Raw genomic sequence first — 21,488 nt, 5'->3', positions numbered from 1 at the left:
GATCGTGGACTCAGTCTGAAGCTGCGCGAGCGGTCAATTCGGACTCCGCGTCAGTTCGATCGCGCCGGCCTCGTCGTCCGATGAGATAGCGGCGACTCAGTCGGATCGAGATCAATGGCAGATCCTGACGCGTGGGTAGACCCATCGGTCGCTATCGTCGTCCCAGTAGGCGCGGCCGCGGACCCAATGGCATTCTGATTCTTGCTCCGGCGTCACATAGATTTCTGCAGGAGGATCGTCGTATTCGTAGTGTGGGCCGGCTGCCGCTGCACCAAGCAATGCTCCTGCCGCCAAGCCGCCAATGACCCCGGCCGCTATTCCACCATCGTCTTCGCCGGCGTGCGCCGGGGGTGCAAAGACAGTGACCAGTGGTAACGTCGCCAAAACAAGAGCAATCCGCAGAACCCGTTGCATTTATATTCTCCTATCGTATCGCGAATAGCTCCGGCCTGCGCTCCGTCCATCACATGTACCGCCGGCCTCGAGCGATAATCGCCTCAACAGATCAGTCACTGATGTCCCTCGAAACTTAGCTCCGAATTAGTGCAGGGCTCCGCCGAACGATTTTCGATAGACTCCGCCGACCAGGATTGAGCTGTATGTTCGCCGAAGATTTCAGGAGCGCATACGATAGCGTTGACGCATGGAGTAATTGCCCATGGCTCTGCGTAAACGGCGATGCCGATCCCATCACTGGCAAAATCAGGCAGGGGTCATTGGTTTGTCCGCACCTGCGGTGCGCGCGTCGCGAGATCGCCTCATCGACGCTCATTTGCGGAGGCGCTCACCCGTCGCAAGCGTCGCTCTAACGATGGCGACAGGTGGCTCTTAAATCCGCCCGCGCAACAAGGAATGGTTATATTCCATCGACCATCCAGCCAAGACCTCTTACGTTGCGAATAGACGATGTTCCGAGCTTCCTGCGGATCGCGTGGATCAAGAACTCGACGGCGTTACTCGCGATCCTCTCATTCCAGCCGTAGATGTGTCGTTCAAGGTCGGTGCGCGACAAAATTGCTCCTGGACGGAGCATGAGAGCCTGAAGAAGAGCGGACTCGCGTGCCGTCAGGTATACCCTGGCGCCGTTGTGAACGACTTCGTGAGTTGCCGGGTTCAGGCTTATCAGGCCATTGGTCAAGATTAGTGGATTGCCGTTGCCCTTGTGTCGCAGGATGGCCCGCATGCGCGCCAGGAGTTCTCGGATGTCGAAAGGCATGACGAGGCAATCGGCGGCGCCGAGATCGAGCGCGTGGATTCGATCGTCAACCCCGTCACGCGTGGTCACGACGATGACGGGCAACTGAGCGTTCAACTTCCGGAATTCGCGCAGCACCTCGGTACCCTTCGCAGCTGATAGTCCCAGGCCGAGCAACGCAAGATCGTAGGCTTTTGCACGCGCGGCTTCGATCGCGGTTTGACCGTCCGTGACCCAATCCACCACATATGTTGCCTCCCTGAGAGCCTGCATCGTAGCCTCCCCAATCATGCGATCGCCAACCACAAGAACGAGCATGAAATACTCCGTGCCGACGGTGCGCTGGAACGTCTCTCGGCCAATCGTGAAACCAAATCGGCTTGTTTCAGCGGCTGCACTCCTTTCGCTTCGGGGATGGTCTCCGCCTCAGCGTTCGGAAATGGTTTCATATAAGTCCATCGAACAATTAGCGACGCCTTAGCTCCGATGGCTTCAATTTCTTGATCCATCGCTCAGCATCTAAGTTTTCCCTAATTCGGCGGAGTTATCCGACATAGACCTTTTAGTGGCCTGAACCGAGTCCGGTCCAGGAAACCTTCCGAAGCGCCATCAACCGTCTCGTCGCTGTTATGAATCGAGTGTAACGGACCAAGCTGAGACGACGCGCGCGTGTTTGGAAACAACGATACCAATTGAGGCATCTCTCATGAAAACTGAACTCTCTGAAAGCTTGAGCAAGGTCCCCGCAGTCACACTCGGGTTCTGGATCATCAAAATTCTTGCGACGACGCTCGGGGAAACCGGCGGCGATGCGCTCACAATGACTGTTTTCCACGCTGACAAGAATGCACACAACGGCGGATATCTGATCGGCACCGGAATATTCCTTGCCATCTTCATTGCCGCAGTTGCGGCTCAGATCTCCACGAAGAAATTCAACGCCTGGGTCTACTGGATCGCCATCGTGGCGTCGACGACCGTCGGCACGGCCATGGCGGATTTCTTCGATCGCTCCCTGGGGATCGGTTACACCGGTGGTGCGTCGATCCTCTTTTGTCTCGTCCTAGCTTCTCTTGCGATCTGGTATTTTGCCATGGGCTCCGTGGACGTCATGACCGTCGCAACGCCAAAAGTCGAAATCTTCTATTGGGTGACGATCACCTTTTCCCAGACGCTCGGCACTGCCCTCGGCGATTGGCTCGCTGATACTGGCGGGCTAGGCTATCAGGGCGGCGCGCTCGTTTTCGGTGCGGCACTGGCCGTCACCGCCGCGCTCTATTACTGGACGAACGTATCGCGCGTGCTCTTGTTCTGGGCGGCCTTTATTTTAACGCGACCGCTCGGGGCGACCGTAGGTGACTTCCTCGATAAACCGATCAGCCACGGCGGTCTCGACTTGAGCAGGCCGCTTGCTTCGGCAATGCTGGCGGCAATCATCATTGGCCTCATCTTGCTGTTGCCTCAGCGCGCCGGCCGGCACCCGGCATGATCATGGACGAAACGATATGCTGCCTCGCACCGACACAAGATGGGCGTCTGCGGACATTGTGAGGAGAGCTCCAAGAAGACACATGGGGCGGCGGATCAGTTCCGCCGCCCTCGCTGCGGGGCTGACGGTCACGTGTCTCGTTCCGGCGATAGCCGGGCCGCCCTATCAATCCGACGATCCAGAGCCGACCGAGTATCGCCACTATGAAATCTACACTTTCAACAAGGGAGCCCGTTCAAAGGGTGATCTTGCGGGAGCGAGCGGCATCGACTTCAACTACGGCGCGGCCCCCAACTTGCAACTCACAGCAACGCTGCCCGTCGGCTTCGATTTTCCTTCGAACGGGCCGGCTGCCTTCGGCCTCAGCAACATCGAACTCGCGGCAAAGTACCGGATCCTCCATCAAGATACATTTGTGTTTGACGTGCCGTGTTTCCGCGCGTCTTTCTGCCAAGCGGTTCCCGATCGGTCGGCGATCGCCAGGCGTCTGTTCTGTTGCCGATCTGGGTGCAGAAGGACTGGGGCAAATGGTCGGCCTTTGGAGGCGGCGGTTGCCAGATCAGTGCCGCCGGGCGTTCGCATGATTTCTGCCTCTATGGCGGCACCGTGACGCGGCAGATCGCGCCGACATTACAACTCGGCATCGAACTTTTCCACCAAACCGCCGACGGTATCGGAAACCCGGCAACGACAAGCCTCGGCATCGGTGCGAAATACGATCTGAATGACAATATCCATCTTCTCGGCTACGCCGCGAAGGGCATTCAGAACGCACGGACCGCAAATCGGTATTCCTGGTATACGGCGATTTTGTTCACGTTCTGAACCGGCAACCCACTACGAATAATCCGTACCAGCGGCGGCCGGGCAGCGTTCAGCGACAGACGCTCGCTGCCCATGATCCGCGCTAAGTCCCGGCTAAGTTCGGGTGCGCAAGATGGATCGTCACACCCAGAACGATTTTCCGGCTTGCGGGTGGCAAGGGCATCTTCACCTCGATCATGGGGTGACAACCTGGAGATGCCCCGCATTGTGCCGCCAACAGGGCAGGTTTCCGATGGACGAGAAGCGCAAATCAACGCGACACCGTGTTCTGAAAGCCGGCAAAATTGCGTTTAGTGGGGCAGTCGTCGACTGCACTGTTCGCAATCTGTCTGAGACCGGCGCGGCTCTTGATGTCGTCAGCTCGGTGGGGATTCCCGATCACTTCACGCTGATCATTGCGGTTGACCACGTCCAGAAACCTTGCCGTGTCGCCTGGCGTAAGGCGACACGGATTGGCGTGCATTTCGGTTAGGACAGATTCAACTAGAAAGGCGTGGTGCCAAAGTACCACGCCTCGATATTTCATCGAAGGCTGAAAATCGGGCTCACGCGGTGCGCCGACCGTTAATACGGACGCTATACGCGCCCGCGTATTCCCGAGGTCCTTCCATGCCGACGATTCTATTGGACGCGCCAGCGAGAAGGATCGACGTTCCAGACTTCTACTCCTCATCGTCGTCATCTTCATGACCGATGGCGAAGCCGAATGCCCTCGGGAGCGGCTCGTAATAGACCGGCGGGGGTGCGTAGTAGACGCGTGGCCGCTCCACATAAATCTGACCCGGCTCGGCCGAATGATGGCGATAGCGATGCTCGCCCCGCCAATGATGCTCGCGCCATTCATGTCGTCGCCAACCATCGTCGTCGGCATGGGCGGCGGAGACACCGATCGTCGCTGCCAGACAAAGTGAAGCCACCACCACTGAAAAAATGCGCATGATCCGTCTCCGTGTGTTCGATCAAGTTGCAAGATGAGCCAAAGTGATCCCGTTCGGTGACGTAACTACGGCGTCCATCGATAAAATAAATGCGATTCACGGTGAGGCTTCTAAGTTTGTCCTAAGTCTTCCGTGTGGCCAGCAAACGCGATGAGGCGACGGCCAAGCGAACAACGTATAGCGCTATCAGAAACAGCCCTCATTCGTCCCTAAGTTCAGAGCGCTATCGTTATTTCGGTCGATGACGCGATCACTGCGTCTTGTACATGCTCGTGAATTGTCGTCGTCGAAAGACTCCAGCCCAACCGCGGCGGGAGATACTGGCAGGCCGCGCGTCTCGCGCCTCGAAGTGTCGATACGCGCGAACAATTATTTTGACCTCTTAGGCTCGTAAGTATCATGATTCCTTCTATTGGCAGCTTCCTGCACCAGGCCGCGGACCTCGTCGCGCAGCAGCCGCTACTCGCTATCGGATTCGTGTTTGTTCTGGCGCTGTCCGAGTCGCTTCCGGTCGTCGGTGCTCTGGTGCCGGGCACCGCGACAATTCTGACGATTTCGGCGATGGCAGGCGTTGGACTGATACCGGTTTGGGCAGTTCTCATTTCAGCTTGCCTGGGAGCGATCGCGGGGGATGGCGCAGCGTATTGGCTGGGGCATTGCTATCAGGAGCAGGCGCTGCGGATGTGGCCAATGGCACGCTACCCGGAGGCGATCCGACGCTCGGAGGAATTCTTCGCACGCCATGGCGGCAAATCGATCACGATCGCACGCTTTACCCCCGTCGTGAGAGCATTCGTGCCACTGATCGCCGGGATTTCCGGCATGAACCCTCGACGCTTTTATACTGCAAATGTGGCCTCTGCGATCGTGTGGGCGATCTCACACATCGTCCCGGCCGCGGCGGCAGGCGCGTCTTTCGTCGCACTCCACCAACACGCCGGTGCGATGGGCATGACCCTTCTCATGCTTGTTGGCTTGGCGGCTTTCGCCTTGTGGAAAATACATGCAGGCCTGCGGCCAGAGTGACACTAATTCAATTTGATCCGAAAGTTTTAGCGTGACCGATATGCACACGCATTCGCCGCCTGGATGGCACGGGCGAGTCGGGGTGCATTTCGCGTTTCCAAGACAGCTTACCCCGCGGGCGACGTCATCATTTGTCACCTCGACTGCGCCAGTACATCCCGATCAATATTTAGACCGATGTCACGGCGCTAACCTATCGCGAGCATCTCGAACCGCTTCATGATGCGACTCGAATTCTTTACGAACGTCCTTCGACCAAGGCGATAGACCGGCCCACCGCTGTAGTCGCGCGCGCCAGTCCCGCATCCATCAGTGATGTGCGCTCATTCACTGCTAAGTCGCACCCGTTACCGATGGCACGCGAGATTTCATCAGATTTTGTGCAAGCGCGCCAGTGTCGGTCGACACCGAGAGGCGGCATCGGAGGAAGATCATGACCCACAGTTCGGATGTGCGGATGCGGACGTTGCTGAACAAGGTGCCGGAAGTCACCGTCTACTTCTGGATCATCAAAATCCTTGCGACGACCGTCGGCGAAACCGCCGCCGATTTGCTCTCCACCCGCCTCGGATTGGGGCTCACGGTTACGTCGTGGATCATGACCGGCGCCTTCGTCGCCGCCCTCGTGGTGCAGCTGCGCGCCAGTCGCTACATTCCCACGCCCTACTGGCTCACTGTCGTCCTGATCAGCGTCGTGGGAACGCTGATCTCCGACAATCTCGTCGACGGCATGGGGATTAGCCTCGTCACCACGTCGACCGCGTTCGCGATCATTCTGGCTGCGGTCTTCACGCTCTGGTATCTGAGCGAACGGACGCTCTCCATCCACACGATTGTCACGCGACGGCGCGAATATTTTTACTGGGCCGCGATCCTGTTTACTTTCGCGCTCGGCACCTCGGCCGGCGATCTCATGGCCGAGCGGTTCAACCTCGGATACGGTCCGGCGGCGGTCGTGTTCGCCGCGATGATTGCGGCGACCTTTGGCCTCTATCGCTTTGCCCGGATGAACGCGGTGCTCGCCTTCTGGATCGCCTACATCCTGACCCGCCCGCTCGGCGCATCGGTCGGCGACTTCCTCGCCAAGCCGGTCATTGCCGACGGCCTGGGATGGGGCACGGTCAACACCAGCCTGCTGTTCCTCAGCGCCATCCTTGCGTTGGTCGTCTTCCTGACCGTCACCAAGGCCGATCGCATCGAGAGTGCCCCTGCGAACGTCGGCGCGAAACGCTCCGCTGAAGCCTGATCACCAGATCGAGGCTGGTGACCGGCGCCGCTCCAGCCCTGGCGCTCATGCGAGCGAAACAATCGACGGCCCATCAACAAACAGGAGACTTCAATGACACAATCGCTGATCAAGACCGCCATCCTCGCCGCCGCAATCGGGATTGCCGCCACGTCGGCCGCGCGGGCCGATTGCGAAAGCGATCTCAAGCAACTCGAGCACGCGTTCACGACGCCGAATCTCGCCGCGCCCGCCAAGGCGGCTCTCGACGCGGCGAAGACCAAGGCGGTGGCCGCGCTGAAGAAAGACGACGACAAAACATGTCATGCGGCGGTCGCCGAAGGGCTGAGCAAGGCGGGCCTCAAGATGAAATAGCGCCTGGGCGTTTCGCTGGTTGCACTCTTTCCAAGGTCTCGTTCCATGCTCGACACTCTCAATCGGTCTTGGCTGGAATGGATGGTCGCGTCGCCGGATCTTTCCGGCGGCGCGTTTCTGCTTCCGCTCGTGCTCGCCGAGTGGGCGATTTTCACCGGCCCAGCGGCGCTAATTCTGCTTTGGGTGCTGGGCGACAGGCAGGATCGGCGTGCTGCCGTGGGAGCCTGTCTTAGTGCGCTTCTGGCGCTGGCTTTGGCCGCCGGGATTTCATCCGTCTATTTTCATCCGCGTCCTTTCATGGACGGCCTGGCGCGCAACTATTTGCATCACGCGGCGGACAGCTCGTTTCCGAGCGACCACGCGATCGTTCTCTTTACGCTCGCCTGGTCGCTGCTCCTGACGCCACCGGGTTGGCTGAAGCGCGTTTGGCTGGCGTTGCTGCTGGTTGCCTGCGCCGTTGGCTGGTCGCGCATATATCTAGGTGCGCATTATCCGCTCGACATCGTCGGCGCTGCAGTGCTCGGCCTTGTGACCGCCTACGGCGTCAACCGGTCCTCGTTGAATCGTTGGCGCGACCTCGGTACGGACCTGGCCGAGAAGCTCTACAGCCTTCCCCTCGACCTCCTAAGCAAACGCAAAAACTGAGCTGCGCGCTCATTTCGTGCTCATTCTTCGTTGTTAGAGCTTCTGCATCGGCTTGTTGCGTTACGACAAAACAGGAGCTTTCCATGACATCTTCGCCTCTAACCAGACGGCGCTTGCACGCGATCGGACTGGTGCTCATCCTCGCACCGGCGATTGGGATCGTCGTTCCGGCCGCAGCGCAGGAAAGAGCCATCGCGCCGGAAATCAATCCGCCAGGGGACATTCCTGACAATCAGCAGTTCGTTACTTTCGAGGCGACGCAGGGTGCGGCTTTGAAGGTTCCGGAAGGGTGGGCTCGGACGGATACGAAGGAAGGTGCGATCTTTGCGGACAAATATGGCCGCATCGAACTCACCATCCGACCATCGACATCGCCGCTTACGATCGACATTCTGCGCGCACAGCAGATTGCAGATCTCGAAAGAAGCGGGCGCGCGGTCAAGGTCCTGAGGACCGAGCAAGTGAAGCTGCCCGCAGGGTCGGCGATCAAGGTCGTCTATACGTCGAATTCGGACCCGAACCCGGTCACGAACAAGCAGATCCGGCTCGAAAACGAACGTTTTTATCTGTCGCGCAACGGGAAGCTCGCTGAACTCACATTCTCGGCGCCGGCCGGCGCGGACAATGTCGATCAATGGACATTGATGAGTAAATCGTTTCGGTGGAAGTGACATGACCCTGCTGGTGGCTGACGACCTGTATCGTTTCTTTCATGTCGGCGAAACCGAAGTGCGGGCTTTGCGCGGCGCCAGTCTCCGCGTCGATCGCGGCGAAACAGTCGCTCTCGTCGGAGCATCTGGAAGCGGCAAATCGACTCTCATGGCGTGTATCGCAGGACTCGACGATCCAGACGGCGGACTGGTTACCATCGATGGCGAGTGCATGACACGGCACGCCGAGGACGAGCGCGCGGCGCTGCGAGGGCGCTGTATCGGGTTTCTTGCGCAGTCGCGCAACCTGTTTGGCCACTTGAGTGTATCCGAAAACATTCGCCTGCAATTGGAACTCGGAGGCGCAAAGGATAGCGAAAAGCGGATCGGCGAGCTTTTGAGTCTTGTCGGACTGTCGGAGCGTCGCCATGCACGGCCGCAGACCCTGTCGGGTGGTGAGGCGGCACGAGCCGGGCTTGCCGTCGCCCTCGCCAACGACCCGCCTCTGTTGATGGCAGATGAGCCAACGGCGGAGGTCGATTCGGAAACCGAACGCATGATTCTCGATGTGCTCGAAATGCGGCGACGCGACGGGGCCGCAGCCTTGATCGCCACTCACAGTCAAGCGATAGCAGCTCAAGCCACCCGCATCGTTAGGATCGTGGACGGCCGAATCATCGCGGCGGATGTGCTCGCCGCAACAGACGGCGTTCCCAAAGTCAACCGATCGATTCGAGAGCAGCGTGACGGCGCTATCCTGGTCGCAGCGCACGACCTTTCTCGCAGTTTTGCGTCTGGCGACCGGAGTTTCAGGGCGATCTCGTCGGTCGATTTCAGTATTCGCGCAGGCCAAAGCATAGCATTGGTGGGCCGCTCTGGCAGCGGCAAATCAACTTTGTTGAATCTGATGGCGGGGCTGGTCGATGCGGACCAGCCCGGGTCGATGAGTTGGCCGGGATTTGACGAATCACGGCCATTGCGGCCGCAACAGATCGCCATGGTCTTCCAAGCGCCTTCGCTCATTCCTGCTTTGAGCGTTATCGAGAATGTTCGTCTACCGCTCGAACTCGCCGGCAGCAACTCAGTCGATTTTCTCGATCCGATGCAAGTCTTGCATAGCTTGTCGATTTCCGATCTCGCCGAAAAGCTCCCCGATCAGTTGTCTGGCGGGCAGATGCAGCGTGTTGCGATTGCCCGCGCGCTCGTTACACGTCCCAAATTATTGCTGGCCGACGAGCCGACGGGGCAACTCGATCGCGCGACCGCACATGAGGTCGTTGGCGCTCTCTTGAAGGCGGTCGCCGCCATCGGGGCCACGCTTGTTGTGGCCACGCATGATCAGGCTGTCGCTGTCGAGATGGAGGAACAATGGACCATCGAGCGCGGCCGCGTGGCCGTCAGTCCAAATGAAAGAGATGCGGCATGATTAGGCTCTGGTTGAAGGGCACCGTCACCGCGCGCTGGCGTCATTTATTGGCCGCCGGAGCCGGGATTGCCTGCGCCACGGCACTCATTGGTCTAATCGGCGTGTTTGGCATTTCGAGCGCGAGAACAATGACGTCCCGCGCGCTCTCCGCCGTACCCGTCGACTGGCAGGTCGCGCTTGTTCCGGGCGCAAACCCGGGGGAACTGACGAAGAAGCTGCGCGATGCCGCGCCGGTCCGCGCGGTCGCGACGATCGGCTATGCCGACACCGTCGCACTGAGTTCCAAGACCAGAGAATCAACCCAAACCACAGGATCGGGCCAGGTTCTCGGTTTGCCGCCAGATTATCAGTTGCTCTTCCCCGGCCAGATTCGACCTCTACTGGGCGCATCCAGCGGTGTGCTGCTCGCTCAGCAGACGGCGGCCAACCTGCACGCGACGGTGGGCAGCATCGTCACTGTGGCATCGGTTGGCGCGGCGCCATTCGACGTTACTGTCGCCGGCATCATCGATCTTCCCAATGCAGATGCGTTGTTTCAGGTCATCGGCCCGCAACGCGGGGCGTCACCGACCGCTCCGCCTGATAACGTCATTATGCTTCCCGATCCAATCTGGCGGACGCATTTTGGAGAGGCGGCCCGCCTGGCTGGCGGCGGCGCCCGGCTTCAACTTCACGTCGGTCTCGATCACGCTCGTCTGCCTGCCGCGCCGGATGTCGCATTCGCGACGACGACCGGTATGGCGAAGAATTTTGAAGTGCGCGCGGCCGGCGAGGCCGTGGTTGGCGACAACATTTCGGCACGTCTGGACGCGGTGCGGCAAGATGCGCTGCTGGCGCGCATTCTGCTCCTGTTTCTCGGATTGCCGGGTGCGGTTCTGGCGCTCTTGCTGACGATCTCGGTCGTGCGCGCTGACAGCGTCCGTCGCCGGCACGACTTTGCGCTGCTGTCATTGCGTGGCGCGGGAGCGGCGCAGGTGGTGTCGCTGGTTGCGGTCGAAACAATGGTCGTGTCGCTCCTCGCGGTGTCTTTCGGTGTCGCGGCGTCGATAGCCTTGTCGCGACTCGCTTTGCATGTCGACGTCGGTATCTATGGAACGGCGGCTTGGCTGAGCGTGACTGCGTTTGCGGCCATTGCCGTATCCAGTCTTGCCGTGATCGGCCCCGTAGTGGCTGACTTACGCCAGTCGAGCGTTTCGGGCCGGCGGATGTGGCTTCCAATCGAACATGCGGCCTCATGGGAGCGCGGCAAACTTGACATTGTGCTGTTGTTGCTCGCGGCGCTTATCTATTGGCGCTCGGCCTCTACTGGGTATCAACTCGTGTTGGCGCCGGAGGGCGTTGCTTCGACGGCAGTTGACTATACCGCGTTTCTTGCGCCGCTTCTGTTTTGGCTCGGCGCCGGCCTCGTGACGATACGGCTCGGCCGCGCGCTGTTGCGGCGGGCCGGCTCCTGGCTGCCAAAGATGCTATCACCGCTGTCCGGTCGTCTGTCGACGTTGACCAGTTCCTCTCTGATCAGGCAGCGGAGCAGGCTTGCCTCCGGCATGGCGCTCATCGCGATTGCGGCTTCATTTGCGGTGGCGACGACAGTGTTCAATTCGACCTATCGCAGCCAGCAGCTTGTCGACGCCCGGTTGACGACAGGCGCCGACGTGGCGGTGACCGGGACTACGGCGATCCCCGCCGGAGCGGCGTTGAGCCGCATATCGACCATTACCGGTGTTCTCGCGGCGGAGCCGATGCAGCATCGCTTCGCGTATGTCGGCAAGGATCTTCAGGATCTGTTCGGTATCGACCCTGTCAGGATTACGAACGCAACCGATATCGTCGATGGATACTTCTCGAATATTGGCGCTCGCGAGGCGTTGGCGCGGCTTTCGCGACAACGCGATGGTATCCTCGTATCGCAAGAAACGGTGAACGACTTTCAACTCGCGATTGGCGATCTGCTCAATCTGCGCATGCGTGCCGCGGACGGTTCGGAAAAAACTGTCGCATTCCATCTCGTAGGTGTCGTGAAGGAATTTCCAACCGCGCCACGCGATAGTTTTCTGGTCGCCAACGCTCGCTACGTCGCGGACCAAACCGGTGCAAACCAGGAGGAAACAGTTCTGATTAGAGCCGACGGTTCTACAGCCGTGTTGGCTCAACGTATCCGGGAATCGCTGGGGACGTCTCCACCACTGAAAGTCACAGACATCTCTCAAGCCGCACATCTCATCGGCTCAAGTCTGACGGCTGTCGACTTGGCCACGCTCGGTGCAGTGGAACTCGGATTCGCCGCGCTATTCGTAGCAATGGCTACCGGGCTGATTCTCTGGCTTGGTCAATCAGAACGAACGAAATCGAACGCAATTCTGCTCTCGCTCGGTGCCTCACGCCGCGAGGTTCGCTCCTTCATCTGGAGCGAAACGCTGATTGTCGCCGGCATCGGCCTTCCGGCTGGCGCGCTCATCGGTGTGATCGATGCCTGGATGCTCGTGCGGTTGCTGAGCGGGGTATTCGACCCTCCGCCAGATTATCTGAATTTCCCATTGGGTTCCTTGAGCTTCATGTTTGTTGGCGCGATTGCTGCGGTCGCACTGTCCGTCCTCGCGCAAAGTGCCTGGACAAAGGATGGGATAGCTCGGGAGTTGCGGAGCTGAACAAAGATCGGAAACCGCAATTGCAAGGAACGAAGCGTGGGTAGGCAGCGCAATGAATTCTGCTCGTAAAATCGAAATTCGTCATTTGCGCTATTTCGTAGCGGCGACAGAGCATGGCAGTTTTCGTAAAGCGGCCGACACGCTTTCGATTCAAGAATCCGCGATTAGCCGGCGTATCCGCGACATGGAAGATCTACTTGGCGCATCGTTGTTCCAGCGATATAGCGGCGGTGTATTCCTGACGCTTGCCGGCCAGCGATTTTTACGCCAAGCACGCACGGCACTCCAGCAGATCGACGATGGCTCCAAAGAGGTTGGCGCAATTGGCCGCTCCGACGAAGGACGAATCCGGATCGGTATTTTCTCCTCGCTCGCTTCCGGCTTCTTGGCTGACCTGCTGCGCGCATATGACAGAGATCACGCAGGCGTTCTGATCGATTTGATCGACGGCAACCCGCCTGAACATGTAGCTGCCATCCGACAGCTTCGGCTCGACGTCGCGTTTATCACTGGGACATCTGAGTGGTCGGGGTGTGAGACGGAAAATCTTTGGTTTGAGCGCGTTTTTGTAGTGTTACCAGTCGACCATCCGCTAACTGCCAAAAGCAGGCTCGATTGGCCCGATCTCGCCCACGAATCCTTTATCGTCAGTGACGGTGCACCTGGGCAGGAGATCCGCGACTATCTGGTGCAACGGCTGGCCGGTCTCGGCCATCATCCCGATATCCATCTGCAATATGTTGGACGTGACAACATGCTGGCGCTCGTAGCGATTGGACGCGGATTGACACTGACCAGCGAAGCCACCACGGTCGTGCGATTTCCCGGCATCGTCTATCGACCGGTTGCAAACGAAATCCTTCCATTTTCTGCTGTGCGGTCGCCGGGAAATGACAATCCTGCCTGCCGGCGATTGTTAAGCCTTGCACGGTCGATGGCCAATCGATGAATCAGGTTGAAATCAGGCGTCCTGCTTTGGAACCGGCGCAGCGCGCTTCGCCTTCGCAAAGCCCGATCTGTCGCAATGAACCTCTCCAGCATCGGCCCGATCAGGCGAACGGGTTCTGCGGGTGACGAAATCAGCAACGTGAACGCTCAACCGAGGGCTAGAAATCTAGGTGGATGCCTTTGGAGACCGAGAGGAGCGTCGCGCTTTTATGAACTCCCGATCCGTAACCATAAATCGCTCGAGCATGGGCCCAATGAGCTTGATGGGGTCGGCGACAGGCTGGCTCGTGTCGCGAGCCAGGATTTCGGCATAGAGCTTCAAGTCCCGAAAGACCGTTGCAGGCAATTCGTGCGTCACTTTCACGGGTTTGTCGTCGGCGATGTGACCGAGTTTCAACTTGGCCATGGTCAACTCCTGTAGGGTTCGAGGACGAGATCGCGGGTGACGACAATCCTGACCGGGAAGCCCGGCCGGATGGTGAGTGTCGGCGCGACCTGTAGCTGGCGGCGGATGATTTGCTGACCCGCATCGTTGATGGTGTCCTGACCGCCATTACGGATGGCGCGGAGCAGCCGGTTCTCGTCACTGACGGCAAGCTCGGCTCCGACCGACAACAGCGTCGACAGGCCGGCGGCCTTGGCGAGATCCCACCAGTGATAATCGACGCCGTCCTCGAGACCGGCGTAGCCTTGGCCGTCTGCGCCCGGTTGGCGTTCCAGAACGATGGAGCGGCCATTCGGCAGGATGAGCCTGTTCCAGACAAGCAGGACGCGGCGCTGGCCGAACTGCACGTTGTTGTCGTACTGGCCGATGACTCGCGTGCCTTGCGGCACAAGGAGGATGCGACCGGTCGGACTGTCGTAGATATTTTCCGTCACTTGCGCCGTGATCTGGCCAGGCAAGTCGGAGCGGATGCCGGTGATCAGGGCGGCGGAGATGACGGCGCCGGCCTGAAGAACATAGGGCGATGCCGGAGCCATGACGCGATCCGACGACGTCGTGCGCCGATCGACGGCGGCGTTGAGGAAAGCGAGTTGCTTATCCTGCGCGGTCTGCTGAGCCGGCTGGCCGGTCAGACCGAGTCCCGTGAGAGCCGGCATGGTCATATCTGGCTGTGTCCCGACCGTCACCGTATGGCCCGGCGCGGTCTGGAAGAAGACGCGCGACGTCCGGGCAGCCTCTTCCTCGGCTCGTCGGCGCTGTTCGGCTTCATCGACCGCCGGCGTCGTGATGGACGGCGGCACGACAGGCTGTCCCTTGTTCTGTGCGTCGACGATCGGACGGCCGAGATCGCCGGGCAGCGGCGGGCCGAGCACCGGGCCGGTATAGTCGCGCGGCAGGCCAGCGAGACCGTCGGCGGGTTGCCGATTGGCGGTGGAATAGAGTTCCTGGCCGCTATTGCCTGCATCGCGCGTGTGAAGGGCGTAGATCAGCGCGCCGCCGATACCGAGGGACGCGACGACGCCGATGCTCCCGAGCATCTTGCGCGACAGGCGGGTGACGCGCGGCGGCTCCGCGCGAAGCCGCATCGAGGCGGCAGCGGTCGGTTCATTATTTTCGCTCATGACGGCCTTCCATCGGTTCGGACGATCCTGACGGTCTGTTGCTTGTCGCCGCCACCAAGGCGCAGCTCGGCCGCGCCGAACAGGCGATCGACGATCAGGATGTTCCGATAGATGCGGCTGTTTGCGATCTGCGCCTCGCCGTCGGGGCCGATGACGAAGATCGGCGGCATTTCGCCTTGCACGATACCGTGCGGGAATTCGACATAGACGCGCCTGCCGTCGTCATAGATTGCGATCGGCTTCCACGGCGGATTGTCACCGGAGAGGCCGTAGCGATAGTTGCGTGCTGCTGCGGCAGGGATGACCGGCGTTGCCGGGACGCTCGCCCGCTGCCCGGCCGGCAGTTGCGGATAGGCCCACGATACGGACGGCATGTAGGGTTTCGGGCCGGAGCGTAGCTCGAGCATGTAGGTGCGCCGGTCTGTCGTGATGACCAGATTGGTGGTGATGTCGGCGCGCGAGGGCTTCACCAGCACATGGACACGCCGCGTGTTGCCAGACCCGCTTTCGGTATCGCCGATGATCCAGCGCGCGGTATCGCCGGCGGCGATCGGTCCGGCGCCAGTCAGATTCTCGCCCGGCTCAAGCGCGATGTCGCTGATCTGGCCGGGTGCGGCATAGACCTGATAGAGCGCACCATCGCTCCAGGGATAAATCTGGATGGCGTTATAATAGCCTTCGCGGCGTGGCTGGACGCGGGCGGCGGCGTTGGCGCTTTCGACGCGCGCGGTCGGCGTGTTGGCCGCCGTTCCGCCGCGCGTCGGCGTCCAGGCCGGCGGGATATGCAGCGGCTTTGGCCGATCGGCGGTGACGGATGCGGGTACAGCCGGCAGCGGCGGCACGTCGGCGTCGTAGCTGATCTGCGGCGGCTTTTGCGCCGTGGCGCAGCCTGCGAGCATCGAACCGGACAGCAGCAAAGCCGCGAGTGCGGATTTACGGAAAGGCGTGTTTGCGCTTTTGCAGATGGTCGTCCGGCTCATTGACTCATCTCCCGCGACCAGTTGACGGCGTTGACGTAGATTCCAAGCGGATTGGCCTTGAGGCGATCGGGGTCGCGTGGCGGCTGGATCACGATGGTCAGGATCGCGGTCCAGCGCTCGGTGGTGGAGAGCTGGCCGCTCTCGTAACGGCGTTCGGTCCAGGCGACACGGAAGCTATCCGGCGACGCACGAATGACGCTGGAGACATCGACGGCGATTTGCTGCTTGCCGACCTTGGCGAAGGGGTCGTTGGCGCGCGCATAGTCGTTGAGCGCCGCCGATCCGCGATCCGTCGTCCACTCGTAGGCGCGCAACCAGTTCTGCCGGACGATGACAGGATCGGCAGGGATCGAACGGACCTGCTCGATGAAGCGCGCGAGATGCCACGCCACTTGCGGATCAGTCGGCCGATAATCGGCCGTTGCTGGCGCGACGGCCTGCGCCTGGCCGAATTTATCGACCTGCACCACCCAGGGAACGACGATCCCGCGCGCCGATTGCCAGACGAGCGCCGTGGCGAAGCCGGCCGAGAGGATCAGCGATCCGAAGGCCATAGTGCGCCAGTTGCGGGCCTGAACACGGGCTGAGCCGATGCGCTCGTCCCAGACTTGCGCTGCACGCTGATAGGGCGTTTCCGGTTGAGGTGACTTGCCGTAATGCGTGGCGGGTCGTTTGAAGAAGCTCATTTGCGATCGCTTTCGGAAAGATTGACGGAAGAGCCGGAACCATGGCTATCGCCGGAGCGGACGGCATGTGCGGTAGTCTGGACGGCATGACTCATGTGTCCGCCGCGCCGCATACGTTGCGCCCAAGCCGGCGGAGTGTTCGGAGCGCTGGCCGATGCGCTGGCGGAGATGGAGGCGTCATTAGCGGCTGCCGCGCCGCCGCCGACCGTGCCCATGGTCGAGGAGCCGCCGGTCGCCGCGAACGAACCATTGGCACCGCCCACATAGCTTGATTTAACGCTGTCGGCGGCACGCGCGGCGGCGCGCTTAAGGGGCGAAACGGCTACGGAGCCGGCTGCGCGAGCAACACCGCCAAGTCCGGAAGCGACGCCGGCCGCGCCTGACTGCCCCAGCGAACCGAGCGTGTAAGCCGACGACGAGGCCCCTGCCGCGGCAGCGCCGCCACGCACTGCTGCCGCGCCGCCGGCAAGAGCTGCCGCTCCACCTCGCGCCGCCAGCATCGCACCGCCGCCAGTGGCAAGGGCAGCGCCTCCAACCGCAAGGCCGGTGCCGATGGCTGCACCGGCGCCGAGCTGCGGGCCGCCGGACACGAGGCCGTTGGCGATGCCGGGGCCGAAGATGCCGAGACCGAGGAGCGACAAGGCGGCAAGAACAATGGCCATCGCGTCGTCAACGGACGGCGTATTGCCCCCGAATCCTTGCGTGAACTGGCTAAACAGCGTCGAGCCGATACCGATGACGACGGCGAGCACCAGTACCTTGATGCCGGACGAGACGACGTTTCCCAGGACCCTTTCGGCCATGAAGGCAGTCTTGCCAAACAGGCCGAACGGGATCAGCACGAATCCGGCAAGCGTGGACAGCTTGAACTCGATCAGCGTCACGAAAAGCTGGATCGCCAGAATGAAGAAGGCGAGGATGACGAGCGCCCAAGCAAACAGCAGGCAGGCGATCTGGATCAGGTTCTCGAACACTGCGATCCAGCCCATCAATGGCGAGATGGATTCGAGCAGCGGCCGCGCAGCATCGAGGCCGGTCTGCGCGACCTTGCCGGGGCGGAGCAGATCCTGCACGGTGAAGCCGGTGCCGCTCGCCTTCAGACCAAGGCCGGCGAAACTGTCGAAGATGATCTTCGCGAGATTGTTCCAGTTGGAAATGAGATAGGCGAAGACGCCGACGAACAGTGTCTTCTTCACCAATCGCGCCATGATGTCGTCGTCCGCGCCCCAGCTCCAGAACAGGGCCGCGAGCGTCACGTCGATGACGATCAGCGTGGTGGCGATGAAGCCGACTTCGCCGGACAACAGCCCGAAGCCGGAGTCGATGTATCGGGTGAATACCCCGAGGAAATTGTCGATGACGCCCGCGCCGCTCATGGTTCACCGCCTTTCGTTGGACGTCGGCGACGTGGATGCCGGCCTGTGGCCGAGGAATCTGTTGCGGGTTTCGGTCCAGACGCGCAGACATTCCGCGTCGCTCGCGGCCTGCTGGCCAAGCTCCTGGCACCGAAGCTGGCCCTCGCGCAGCGGATCGCGCTCGGGCTGGATCAGCCGTGGCGGCTGCTCTGCCGGTGCGTCGTCCTTGCGAGTAAGCTCGATCACCGTCATTGTGATGGCGGTCGCGACGAAGACGATCGCGCCGATCCGCGCCAGTAACTTGCCGTCCATGCGCGCGCCCTCAGTTGCCGTTGAACATCTGCGCATTGCCAGGCTGGTAGCCCGAACCCGGCGTGAGGAAGCGGCGGCGTTGCTCGCGCCCCTGTTCGGCCGCGGTGGCACGCTCGGCCTCTGTCAGCGCGCTCGACCGGCCGTTAGCGGCGAGAAGCGCAACGAGATCGGAAAGCTGCTGCGACTGGAGCGCGAGGATCTGGTTGCCGGCCTGCGTTGCCTGCAGCGCGCCGGTCGCCCCCTGGCTCTGGGTGACGAGCGTCGACATTTGCGTGCGATTGCCGTCTATGTTGCCGACCACGCCGGCTTGCACGCGCATCGCGTCCTGCAAGCTACCGACCGTATTCTGCCAGCGGGTACGGGCATCGGCGACGAGTTGCTGATCGCTCGCCGACATCGCCACATTGCCGTATTGCTTTTGGAACGCCTGGTCGATCTGCTGCGCATTGAACGCGATGCCCTGGGCCTGACTTAGGAGCTGCTGGGTGCGCTGGACGTTCTGTTGAAGTTGCTGGAGCGCCGAATACGGCAGGCTCGCGAGGTTGCGCGCCTGGTTGATGAGCATCTGTGCCTGATTTTGCAGGCTGGTGATCTGGTTGTTGATCTGCTGAAGAGCGCGCGCGGCGGTCAGCACGTTTTGCGCATAGTTCGACGGATCGAACACGATGAGCGCGTGTGCGGGCGTGACGAGGAAGGGCGAAATTATGATCGGCGCGGAAAGCAACGCGATGGCAAGCCGGCAGCTAAGGGACTGGCGCAGGGTCATAAGGACGCCTCCTTGTTGATGAGGTTGGGAATGAGATCGACCGCCCAGCTCACATCGCGAGCGTTGAGCCATGCGGTGAGGAAACCATCGCGGCCGTGCTCGGCGACGATCTGCGCGATCAGCGTCTGGTCGGACTTGGACGACGCGGCACAGAGCGCGAGCCCGATATCGGACAGGCCCAGCTCGAACAGACGATTGCCGCGCCGCGACTGGCAGTAGTAGTCGCGCTTCGGCGTCGCCCTCGCCAGAATCTCAATCTGGCGGTCGTTCAAGCCAAACCGCCGATAAATCGAAGTAATCTGCGGCTCGATGGCGCGCTCGTTCGGCAACAGCAGCCGTGTCGGGCAGCTCTCGATGATGGCCGGCGCGATGGCGGAATTGTCGATGTCGGACAGCGACTGCGTGGCGAAAATGACGCTGGCGTTCTTCTTGCGCAGGGTTTTCAGCCATTCGCGGAGTTGGCCGGCGAACCCTTCGTCATCGAGGGCGAGCCAGCCCTCGTCGATGATGAGCAGCGTCGGGCGGCCGTCGAGGCGGTCGCCAATGCGATGGAACAGATAAGCGAGCACAGCAGGCGCCGCGCCGGTCCCGACGAGACCCTCGATCTCGAACGCTTGGCAACGCGAATTGCCGAGATGCTCGGATTCCGCGTCGAGCAGCCGGCCATAGGGACCGCCGACGCAATATGGGCGCAAAGCCTGCTTCAGGTCGTTCGACTGGAGCAGCACGGTGAGGCCGGTAATGGTGCGTTCCTCGACCGGCGCGGAGGCGAGCGAGGTCAATGTCGTCCAAAGATGCTCCTTCACCTCGGGCGTGATCGCGACGCCCTCGCGCATCAGGATCGCGACGATCCAGTCCGCCGCCCAGGCTCGCTCGTAAGTGTCATGGATGCGGGCAAGCGGCTGGAGCGCCACGGAAGCGTCGGAGCCTTCGGTCAGTCCGCCGCCGAGATCGTGCCAGTCGCCGCCCATGGCGAGGGCAGCCGCGCGGATCGAACCGCCGAAGTCGAAGGCGAACACCTGCGATCGGTCGTAGCGTCGGAACTGCAAAGCCATCAGCGCGAGCAGGACGGACTTGCCCGCGCCGGTCGGTCCGACGACGAGCGTGTGACCGACATCGCCGACATGGAGGGAAAACCGGAACGGAGTGCTTCCCTCGGTCCTGCCGTAAAGCAGCGGGGGTGCGCCGAAGTGCTCGTCGCGTTCCGGCCCCGCCCACATTGCGGAGAGCGGGATCATATGGGCGAGATTGAGCGTCGAGATCGGCGGCTGGCGGACGTTGGCGTAAGCGTGCCCCGGTAGCGAGCCGAGCCAGGCATCGACTGCGTTCACCGACTCAATCATGGCGGTGAAATCACGACCCTGGATCACCTTCTCGACGAGGCGCAGTTTCTCATCGGCAAGGCGAGGATCGGCATCCCAGACTGTGATCGTCGTGGTGACGTAGGCCATGCCTGCCACATCGGCGCCAAGTTCTTGCAGCGCGACGTCGGCGTCGGCCGCCTTGTTGGCGGCGTCGGTGTCCACGAGCACGGATTGCTCGTTGGTCATCACCTCTTTCAGGATGGCTGCGATCGACTTGCGCTTGGCGAACCATTGCCGCCTGATCTTCGTCAACAACCTGGTCGCCTCCAGCTTGTCGAGCAGAATCGCGCGCGTGCTCCAGCGATAGGGAAACGGCAGCCGGTTCAGCTCATCGAGCAGACCGGGCGTCGTCGTGGTGGGGAACCCGACGATGGTGAGGATGCGCAGATGCTGGTCGCCAAGGCGCGGCTCCAGGCCGCCGGTCAGCGGCTGGTCGGTCAGTAGCGCGTCGAGATAGATCGGCGTCTCCGGCACGCGGACGAGATGACGCTTCGTCGAAACGCAGGAATGCAGGTAGGTCAGTGTTTGCGCATCGTCGAGCCAGGCGCATTCGGGCATGAAGCCATCGAGCAGCGCCAGCACGCGGTCGGTGCGATCGGTGAAGGCGCGCAGGATTTCATGGGGATCGACGCCTGAGCGTTCGCGTCCTTCGTAGAGCCAGGCTTCCGTGCGCGCCGCTTCCTCGGCCGGCGGCAAATAGAGGAATGTGAGGAAGTAGCTCGACACGAAATGCGCGCCCGCTTCCTCGAAGTCGGCCTTGCGTTCGGCATCGACCAGAGCGGAAGCCGGATCGGGAAACCTGCTGTTCGGATAGGTCGCGGCTTCATGGCGCTGCGCCTCGACGAAGATACTCCAGCCCGAGCCGAGACGGCGGAAGGCGTTGTTGATGCGGCCGGCGACCGCGACCAGCTCGGCCGCCACGGCGGAATCCAGATCGGGACCGCGAAAGCGCGCCGTGCGCTGGAAGCTGCCGTCCTTGTTGAGGACGACGCCTTCAGAAACGAGCGCGACCCAGGGCAAATAGTCGGCAAGGCGAGAAGCGACGCGACGATATTCGGCAAGATTCATCATG

The 21,488-nt window shown here is 61.3% G+C and carries 22 protein-coding genes; 11 read left to right on the top strand and 11 right to left on the bottom strand.

What is annotated here, in order from left to right; all coding sequences use genetic code 11:
• Positions 1-111 precede the first annotated feature (111 nt).
• Positions 112-414: a hypothetical protein gene (locus AFIDRAFT_RS19705; protein WP_009337910.1), complete on the bottom strand. Its 303-nt coding sequence runs from the start codon at positions 412-414 to the stop codon at positions 112-114.
• Between the two features lie 442 nt (positions 415-856).
• Positions 857-1,513: a response regulator transcription factor gene (locus AFIDRAFT_RS04290; RefSeq protein WP_009337909.1), complete on the bottom strand. Its 657-nt coding sequence runs from the start codon at positions 1,511-1,513 to the stop codon at positions 857-859.
• A gap of 388 nt (positions 1,514-1,901) precedes the next feature.
• Here AFIDRAFT_RS04290 and AFIDRAFT_RS04285 point away from each other — a divergent pair, with 388 nt between their 5' ends.
• The 3 genes from AFIDRAFT_RS04285 (at position 1,902) to AFIDRAFT_RS04275 (ending at position 3,981) form a co-directional block, all read left to right on the top strand.
• Positions 1,902-2,684 (top strand): COG4705 family protein, encoded by a 783-nt coding sequence (locus tag AFIDRAFT_RS04285; RefSeq protein ID WP_009337908.1) that lies wholly within the window; start codon positions 1,902-1,904, stop codon positions 2,682-2,684.
• 495 nt (positions 2,685-3,179) lie between these two features.
• Positions 3,180-3,509: a hypothetical protein gene (locus AFIDRAFT_RS20150; RefSeq protein ID WP_245258108.1), complete on the top strand. Its 330-nt coding sequence runs from the start codon at positions 3,180-3,182 to the stop codon at positions 3,507-3,509.
• Positions 3,510-3,741: 232 nt separating this feature from the next.
• A complete protein-coding gene (locus AFIDRAFT_RS04275) occupies positions 3,742-3,981 on the top strand; it encodes a PilZ domain-containing protein (RefSeq protein WP_009337906.1) in 240 nt (79 codons plus the stop codon).
• Between the two features lie 190 nt (positions 3,982-4,171).
• Here the strand turns inward: AFIDRAFT_RS04275 and AFIDRAFT_RS04270 are convergent, their stop codons facing one another.
• Positions 4,172-4,447 (bottom strand): hypothetical protein, encoded by a 276-nt coding sequence (locus AFIDRAFT_RS04270; protein ID WP_009337905.1) that lies wholly within the window; start codon positions 4,445-4,447, stop codon positions 4,172-4,174.
• Between the two features lie 399 nt (positions 4,448-4,846).
• Here AFIDRAFT_RS04270 and AFIDRAFT_RS04265 point away from each other — a divergent pair, with 399 nt between their 5' ends.
• The 8 genes from AFIDRAFT_RS04265 to AFIDRAFT_RS04230 all read left to right on the top strand — a co-directional run bounded on the left by AFIDRAFT_RS04265 (position 4,847) and on the right by AFIDRAFT_RS04230 (position 13,388).
• Entirely contained in the window at positions 4,847-5,473 is a 627-nt protein-coding gene (locus tag AFIDRAFT_RS04265; protein WP_009337904.1) for a DedA family protein, read from the top strand.
• Between the two features lie 433 nt (positions 5,474-5,906).
• Complete coding sequence (locus AFIDRAFT_RS04260) at positions 5,907-6,719, top strand: COG4705 family protein (RefSeq protein WP_009337903.1); 813 nt, start codon at positions 5,907-5,909, stop codon at positions 6,717-6,719.
• A 93-nt stretch (positions 6,720-6,812) separates the two neighbouring features.
• On the top strand, positions 6,813-7,073 hold the full coding sequence (locus AFIDRAFT_RS04255; protein WP_009337902.1) for a PA2433 domain-containing protein: 261 nt from the start codon (positions 6,813-6,815) through the stop codon (positions 7,071-7,073).
• 45 nt (positions 7,074-7,118) lie between these two features.
• Positions 7,119-7,718 carry an undecaprenyl-diphosphatase gene (locus tag AFIDRAFT_RS04250; protein ID WP_009337901.1) on the top strand — a complete coding sequence of 200 codons (600 nt, stop codon included), beginning with the start codon at positions 7,119-7,121 and terminating at the stop codon, positions 7,716-7,718.
• A gap of 83 nt (positions 7,719-7,801) precedes the next feature.
• The gene (locus AFIDRAFT_RS04245; protein ID WP_009337900.1) at positions 7,802-8,389 is read left to right on the top strand and encodes a hypothetical protein; all 588 of its coding nucleotides are present in this window, start codon (positions 7,802-7,804) and stop codon (positions 8,387-8,389) included.
• Between the two features lies 1 nt (position 8,390).
• Positions 8,391-9,794 carry an ABC transporter ATP-binding protein gene (locus AFIDRAFT_RS19290; protein WP_009337899.1) on the top strand — a complete coding sequence of 468 codons (1,404 nt, stop codon included), beginning with the start codon at positions 8,391-8,393 and terminating at the stop codon, positions 9,792-9,794.
• Positions 9,791-12,439: an ABC transporter permease gene (locus AFIDRAFT_RS04235; protein WP_009337898.1), complete on the top strand. Its 2,649-nt coding sequence runs from the start codon at positions 9,791-9,793 to the stop codon at positions 12,437-12,439. The genes AFIDRAFT_RS19290 and AFIDRAFT_RS04235 overlap by 4 nt, the downstream gene beginning before the upstream one ends.
• Before the next feature lie 52 nt (positions 12,440-12,491).
• Positions 12,492-13,388 (top strand): LysR family transcriptional regulator, encoded by an 897-nt coding sequence (locus tag AFIDRAFT_RS04230; protein WP_009337897.1) that lies wholly within the window; start codon positions 12,492-12,494, stop codon positions 13,386-13,388.
• A gap of 165 nt (positions 13,389-13,553) precedes the next feature.
• Here the strand turns inward: AFIDRAFT_RS04230 and AFIDRAFT_RS04225 are convergent, their stop codons facing one another.
• The 8 genes from AFIDRAFT_RS04225 to trbE are packed head-to-tail and all read right to left on the bottom strand — an operon-like array spanning position 13,554 to position 21,487.
• Positions 13,554-13,793, bottom strand: a complete 240-nt coding sequence (locus AFIDRAFT_RS04225; RefSeq protein ID WP_009337896.1) for a DUF2274 domain-containing protein — start codon at positions 13,791-13,793, stop codon at positions 13,554-13,556.
• Positions 13,794-13,795: 2 nt separating this feature from the next.
• Positions 13,796-14,953 carry a TraB/TrbI/VirB10 family type IV secretion system protein gene (locus AFIDRAFT_RS04220; RefSeq protein ID WP_009337895.1) on the bottom strand — a complete coding sequence of 386 codons (1,158 nt, stop codon included), beginning with the start codon at positions 14,951-14,953 and terminating at the stop codon, positions 13,796-13,798.
• Positions 14,950-15,933: a P-type conjugative transfer protein TrbG gene (gene trbG / locus AFIDRAFT_RS04215; protein ID WP_009337894.1), complete on the bottom strand. Its 984-nt coding sequence runs from the start codon at positions 15,931-15,933 to the stop codon at positions 14,950-14,952. Before trbG ends, AFIDRAFT_RS04220 begins: the two co-directional genes overlap by 4 nt.
• A complete protein-coding gene (gene trbF / locus AFIDRAFT_RS04210; protein ID WP_009337893.1) occupies positions 15,930-16,619 on the bottom strand; it encodes a conjugal transfer protein TrbF in 690 nt (229 codons plus the stop codon). Before trbF ends, trbG begins: the two co-directional genes overlap by 4 nt.
• A complete protein-coding gene (gene trbL, locus AFIDRAFT_RS04205) occupies positions 16,616-17,995 on the bottom strand; it encodes a P-type conjugative transfer protein TrbL (protein WP_009337892.1) in 1,380 nt (459 codons plus the stop codon). The genes trbF and trbL overlap by 4 nt, the downstream gene beginning before the upstream one ends.
• 3 nt (positions 17,996-17,998) lie before the next feature.
• A complete protein-coding gene (trbK-alt, locus tag AFIDRAFT_RS04200) occupies positions 17,999-18,286 on the bottom strand; it encodes a putative entry exclusion protein TrbK-alt (RefSeq protein WP_009337891.1) in 288 nt (95 codons plus the stop codon).
• 10 nt (positions 18,287-18,296) lie between these two features.
• Positions 18,297-19,052, bottom strand: a complete 756-nt coding sequence (trbJ, locus tag AFIDRAFT_RS04195) for a P-type conjugative transfer protein TrbJ (protein WP_009337890.1) — start codon at positions 19,050-19,052, stop codon at positions 18,297-18,299.
• Positions 19,049-21,487 (bottom strand): conjugal transfer protein TrbE, encoded by a 2,439-nt coding sequence (gene trbE / locus AFIDRAFT_RS04190; protein ID WP_009337889.1) that lies wholly within the window; start codon positions 21,485-21,487, stop codon positions 19,049-19,051. The genes trbJ and trbE overlap by 4 nt, the downstream gene beginning before the upstream one ends.
• Between the last annotated feature and the right edge of the window lies 1 nt (position 21,488).

Source organism: Afipia sp. 1NLS2 (assembly GCF_000178995.1).
Taxonomy (GTDB): domain Bacteria; phylum Pseudomonadota; class Alphaproteobacteria; order Rhizobiales; family Xanthobacteraceae; genus Afipia.
This window is presented reverse-complemented; position numbering and strand designations above follow the sequence as displayed.

Excerpts from the sequence above, each read along its gene's own strand:
- AFIDRAFT_RS19705 (WP_009337910.1), bottom strand. The coding sequence starts at position 414 with ATGCAACGGGTTCTGCGGATTGCTCTTGTTTTGGCGACGTTACCACTG.
- AFIDRAFT_RS04290 (WP_009337909.1), bottom strand. The coding sequence starts at position 1,513 with ATGCTCGTTCTTGTGGTTGGCGATCGCATGATTGGGGAGGCTACGATG.
- AFIDRAFT_RS04285 (WP_009337908.1), top strand. The coding sequence starts at position 1,902 with ATGAAAACTGAACTCTCTGAAAGCTTGAGCAAGGTCCCCGCAGTCACA.
- AFIDRAFT_RS04275 (WP_009337906.1), top strand. The coding sequence starts at position 3,742 with ATGGACGAGAAGCGCAAATCAACGCGACACCGTGTTCTGAAAGCCGGC.
- AFIDRAFT_RS04270 (WP_009337905.1), bottom strand. The coding sequence starts at position 4,447 with ATGCGCATTTTTTCAGTGGTGGTGGCTTCACTTTGTCTGGCAGCGACG.
- AFIDRAFT_RS04265 (WP_009337904.1), top strand. The coding sequence starts at position 4,847 with ATGATTCCTTCTATTGGCAGCTTCCTGCACCAGGCCGCGGACCTCGTC.
- AFIDRAFT_RS04260 (WP_009337903.1), top strand. The coding sequence starts at position 5,907 with ATGACCCACAGTTCGGATGTGCGGATGCGGACGTTGCTGAACAAGGTG.
- AFIDRAFT_RS04255 (WP_009337902.1), top strand. The coding sequence starts at position 6,813 with ATGACACAATCGCTGATCAAGACCGCCATCCTCGCCGCCGCAATCGGG.
- AFIDRAFT_RS04250 (WP_009337901.1), top strand. The coding sequence starts at position 7,119 with ATGCTCGACACTCTCAATCGGTCTTGGCTGGAATGGATGGTCGCGTCG.
- AFIDRAFT_RS04245 (WP_009337900.1), top strand. The coding sequence starts at position 7,802 with ATGACATCTTCGCCTCTAACCAGACGGCGCTTGCACGCGATCGGACTG.
- AFIDRAFT_RS19290 (WP_009337899.1), top strand. The coding sequence starts at position 8,391 with ATGACCCTGCTGGTGGCTGACGACCTGTATCGTTTCTTTCATGTCGGC.
- AFIDRAFT_RS04235 (WP_009337898.1), top strand. The coding sequence starts at position 9,791 with ATGATTAGGCTCTGGTTGAAGGGCACCGTCACCGCGCGCTGGCGTCAT.
- AFIDRAFT_RS04230 (WP_009337897.1), top strand. The coding sequence starts at position 12,492 with ATGAATTCTGCTCGTAAAATCGAAATTCGTCATTTGCGCTATTTCGTA.
- AFIDRAFT_RS04225 (WP_009337896.1), bottom strand. The coding sequence starts at position 13,793 with ATGGCCAAGTTGAAACTCGGTCACATCGCCGACGACAAACCCGTGAAA.
- AFIDRAFT_RS04220 (WP_009337895.1), bottom strand. The coding sequence starts at position 14,953 with ATGAGCGAAAATAATGAACCGACCGCTGCCGCCTCGATGCGGCTTCGC.
- trbG (WP_009337894.1), bottom strand. The coding sequence starts at position 15,933 with ATGAGCCGGACGACCATCTGCAAAAGCGCAAACACGCCTTTCCGTAAA.
- trbF (WP_009337893.1), bottom strand. The coding sequence starts at position 16,619 with ATGAGCTTCTTCAAACGACCCGCCACGCATTACGGCAAGTCACCTCAA.
- trbL (WP_009337892.1), bottom strand. The coding sequence starts at position 17,995 with ATGAGCGGCGCGGGCGTCATCGACAATTTCCTCGGGGTATTCACCCGA.
- trbK-alt (WP_009337891.1), bottom strand. The coding sequence starts at position 18,286 with ATGGACGGCAAGTTACTGGCGCGGATCGGCGCGATCGTCTTCGTCGCG.
- trbJ (WP_009337890.1), bottom strand. The coding sequence starts at position 19,052 with ATGACCCTGCGCCAGTCCCTTAGCTGCCGGCTTGCCATCGCGTTGCTT.
- trbE (WP_009337889.1), bottom strand. The coding sequence starts at position 21,487 with ATGATGAATCTTGCCGAATATCGTCGCGTCGCTTCTCGCCTTGCCGAC.